General features: G+C 67.1%; 5 protein-coding genes. All 5 read right to left on the minus strand.

What is annotated here, in order from left to right:
• Window positions 1-67: 67 nt before the first annotated feature.
• Complete coding sequence (locus tag ACIQ6O_RS14565) at window positions 68-619, minus strand: imidazoleglycerol-phosphate dehydratase (protein WP_396208506.1); 552 nt, start codon at window positions 617-619, stop codon at window positions 68-70.
• Window positions 616-1,329, minus strand: coding sequence for a 1-(5-phosphoribosyl)-5-[(5-phosphoribosylamino)methylideneamino]imidazole-4-carboxamide isomerase (gene hisA, locus ACIQ6O_RS14570; protein ID WP_396208507.1), 714 nt, complete (start codon window positions 1,327-1,329; stop codon window positions 616-618). Before hisA ends, ACIQ6O_RS14565 begins: the two co-directional genes overlap by 4 nt.
• Window positions 1,326-1,976 carry an imidazole glycerol phosphate synthase subunit HisH gene (hisH, locus tag ACIQ6O_RS14575; protein ID WP_396208508.1) on the minus strand — a complete coding sequence of 217 codons (651 nt, stop codon included), beginning with the start codon at window positions 1,974-1,976 and terminating at the stop codon, window positions 1,326-1,328. Before hisH ends, hisA begins: the two co-directional genes overlap by 4 nt.
• Window positions 1,973-3,043 carry a pyridoxal phosphate-dependent aminotransferase gene (locus ACIQ6O_RS14580; protein ID WP_396208509.1) on the minus strand — a complete coding sequence of 357 codons (1,071 nt, stop codon included), beginning with the start codon at window positions 3,041-3,043 and terminating at the stop codon, window positions 1,973-1,975. Before ACIQ6O_RS14580 ends, hisH begins: the two co-directional genes overlap by 4 nt.
• Window positions 3,040-3,558, minus strand: a 519-nt coding sequence (locus tag ACIQ6O_RS14585) for a histidinol dehydrogenase (RefSeq protein ID WP_396208510.1), incomplete at its 5' end; no start/stop codon positions are given. The genes ACIQ6O_RS14585 and ACIQ6O_RS14580, both read right to left, overlap by 4 nt.

The raw sequence follows: 3,558 nt of genomic DNA on the forward strand, positions 1-3,558 counted from the left end.
AAGTTCACGCCCTTCACCACGCGCCCGCCCTTTACGTCGAGGCAGACGATCACGCGACGCGTGAGCATCAGCCCGCTCCGCCCTGCACGTCGAGCTTCACCGACCCCTTGGTGCTGAACACGGCGCCCGTTTCCACGAGCGCTTCGCGCAGCGCAAAGCCCAGCGCCTTGAAGGCGGCCTCGATGATGTGATGCCTGTCGGTACCGCGCAGCACGCGTACGTGCAACGTGGCCTTCGCGTTATCGGCGAACGAGCGCATGAAGTGATCGTACAACCCGCTCGGCAGCGGCCCGCGATAGTACGGACGGCCACCCATGTCGATCACCACCTGCACCAGCGCATCGTCCATGGGGACAGTGCGCTCGCCGTAGCGGGCGCAGGTGGCCGGCGTGTGCGCGGCGAACGCGGCGCCGAGGGCAATGGCGACATCCTCGATGAGGTGGTGGCGCAGATCACCCTTGGCCTGAATATCGAACGACACACCGGAATACTTCGACAGCGCCACGAGCATGTGATCGAGAAACGGCTCGGTGGTGTCGATTGTCGGCAGATCGGACGTGGGCTCGTCCAGCGCGATGCGGATCTGCGTTTCCTTCGATTCTCTGACGACGACGGTCATGCGCCGAACTCCTCCGCGAGACGGCGCGGGTCGATCGCGCCTGTGTAGAGTGCCATACCCAGTACCGCGCCCGACAGGCCGCGGTGTTCGAGTGCCCGCATGTCTTCCAGGCTCGTCACCCCACCCGACGCGAACACGGGCCAGGCGCTCGCCTCGGCCACGTCTTCCATGAGCGGGAGATCCGTGCCCTCCATCTTCCCTTCGAGATGCACCGCCGTGACGAGGACACCCGCCAGCGGTAGCGTGGACAGCTCTTCCACGAAGTCCACCACGTTGAGGCGCGACGTTTCTGCCCACCCTTTCGTCACCACGTATCGCTCGCGCACATCGGCGGCGATGATGAGGCGGCCGGGAAACTGGTTGGCCATATCCCGGCGCCAGTCTTCGTCTTCGACGGCGCGGGTCCCTACCACCACGTACTCGGCGCCTTCGTCCAGCAGGCGTTCGATGCGCGATTCGTCACGCACGCCGCCACCCACCTGCACCGGCACACCGGCGGTGCGCAGGATTTCGCGAATCACCTCGTCATTGCGACCGCGACCCGTGGCCGCGTCGAGATCCACCACGTGCAGGCGATTGAACCCCTCGCGCACCCAGTCGCGCGCTACCGACGCGGGATCGTCGAGACGGATCTTTTCCGCGTCGTAGTCGCCGCCCACCAGTTGCACGCATTTGCCGCCGCGCAGGTCTACCGCTGGAATCGCGATCATGCCTTGCTCTCCTTGGTGTCTCTCACTGAAGTCGCGAAGTCGAGGAAGGCGCGCACGAACGCCACGCCACGGATGCTCGATTTTTCGGGATGGAACTGGGTGCCGATGACGTTCGCGCGCCGCACGGAGGCCGGGAACCGATCACCCTCGTGTTCGCTCCATGCCGTGACGAACGCTTCGCCCTCGGCGGTGGGGCGCCCTACGTAGGAATTGGCATAGTACGCCACATCGAGGGCGGCCGCCTGCAGGAGCGGGTCACGGATGTCATCCAACCGATTCCAACCGATCTGCGGCACCCGTTCGGCGCGAAGTCTGGCCACGCGACCGGGCACGATGCCCAGTCCATCGCCCGGCCCTTCGTCGCTGGCGTCGAACAACAGTTGCATACCCAGACAGATGCCGAGCGCCGGCAGTCCACCAAGCAGTGCCTCGCGCATGGCGACACGGCCGGGAGCCAACCGTTCGGCGGCCGGTGCGAACGCACCCACGCCAGGCAAAACGAGTGCGTCGGTGTCGCGTACGGCGGTGGCCGGATCGGTCTCCACGCGCACGTCGGCACCGCCTGCCTCGATGGCCTTCACCAGCGAGTGCAGGTTGCCGGCGCCGTAATCGAACACCGTCACACGAACGGGACGCGCGTGACTCATGAGGCAGCTCCATACACGTCGGCCGTGGCATCGTCGAACGCCACCAGGAACTGCTCCACCAGCTCCCACGGTCCCACACTGATGCGCAGGGTATCGCCCACATGCGGCAGCCCGGGGAACGGTCGCGCCGCCACGCCACGGGCGCGCAAGGCCTGCCCCACCTCGACTGCGCGCGCGACCGGCACGCACACGTAGTTGGCGTGCGACTCGAGCGGCGTGTAGCCACGATCACGCAACGCCGCGGCAAGGCGCTCGCGGTTCGTCACCGCCAGCGTCACGTGCTCGTGCACCCACTGCATGTCGTGGCGCAAGGCGGCGAGCGCCATCTGTTCGGCCACGGAGTTGAGCTTGTACGGCCCGCGCGACTTCTCCACGTCGCGCACGAGCGGCGTGGCCCCAATGCCGTAGCCCACGCGCAGCCCGGCGAGGCCGAACGCCTTCGACATGGTGCGGATGACGAGCAGGTTGTCCACGCGCATCGCGAGGTCCACCGCCGATACGCCACTGAACTCGGCGTACGCTTCATCCACGAACACGACCCCAGGCGCTTCGCGCACCGCGCGTTCCAGCGTTTCACGCTTCAGCACGGCGCCGGTGGGGTTGTTGGGCGAGCAGAGATACAGAATGCGCGGGTTGGCCGCGAGTAGCGCGTCGAGATCGGGCTGGTGATCGGGCAACTCGGGGACGCCCACGTACTGCAGCCCGTTCATCTGCGCGAAGATGGGAATCATCGCGAAGCTTGGCTCACTGCTGGCCACCACGCTGCCGGGTTCACCGAACGCGCGCATGGCACTGTCGAGAATGTCGTCGGAGCCGCAGCCGGTTACGATGCACTCCGGCGTGGCGCCCACGAACTGCGCGAGCGCTTCCTTGAGCTCCGCCGCGTACAGCGACGGATAGCGCGTGATGCGCGACACGGCGAGTTCACGCAGTGTGCGCTCGGCTGTGGGCGGCAGCCCCCACAGATTGGTGTTGTCGGTGAGATCGAGCTCCACCGGCGCACGCTTGGGGTCGTACAGCGGTACCGCATCATATAAAGCGCGAGCGAAGGCGAGACGGTCGGTCATGACCGGGCCCCCCATGCGCGCGCGGCGGCCGCGTGCGCCGGCAGCCCCTCGGCGTCGGCGAAACGGCCCACATCTTCACTGAGAGAGGCGGCAGCCGCGGGGGTGACTTCCTGCCACGTGGTCCAACGCACGAAGTCGAGGGTGCTGAGCCCCGAGTAGCTGCGGCCGGCGCCCGCGGTGGGGAGCACATGATTGGCGCCCGTCATGTAGTCGCCGTAGGCCACGCTGCTGGAGGCACCCACGAAAATGGTGCCGGCACTGCGCAGCGCGGCGAGTGTGCTGTCACGCACATCGTCCCGCACCACCAGCAGCAGGTGTTCGGCCGCCCACTCGTTGGTGAAGACAATCGCGTCGCTCAACATCGGGACGGTGACGATCGCACCACGTTCACGCAGCGACTGCACCACCACCTCGGCGCGCGGCGCCACGGCAACCTGCGCGGCAAGCGCGTCGCGCACGCGCGACGCGAGAGCATCTACATCATCACCAGCCAGCACCGCGATCACCGCGGCGTC

It is taken from the genome of Gemmatimonas sp. (genome assembly GCF_044345575.1).
Classification (GTDB): domain Bacteria; phylum Gemmatimonadota; class Gemmatimonadetes; order Gemmatimonadales; family Gemmatimonadaceae; genus Gemmatimonas.

Coding starts and splice junctions, on each gene's coding strand:
- ACIQ6O_RS14565 (WP_396208506.1), bottom strand. CDS start 619: ATGACCGTCGTCGTCAGAGAATCGAAGGAAACGCAGATCCGCATCGCG.
- hisA (WP_396208507.1), bottom strand. CDS start 1,329: ATGATCGCGATTCCAGCGGTAGACCTGCGCGGCGGCAAATGCGTGCAA.
- hisH (WP_396208508.1), bottom strand. CDS start 1,976: ATGAGTCACGCGCGTCCCGTTCGTGTGACGGTGTTCGATTACGGCGCC.
- ACIQ6O_RS14580 (WP_396208509.1), bottom strand. CDS start 3,043: ATGACCGACCGTCTCGCCTTCGCTCGCGCTTTATATGATGCGGTACCG.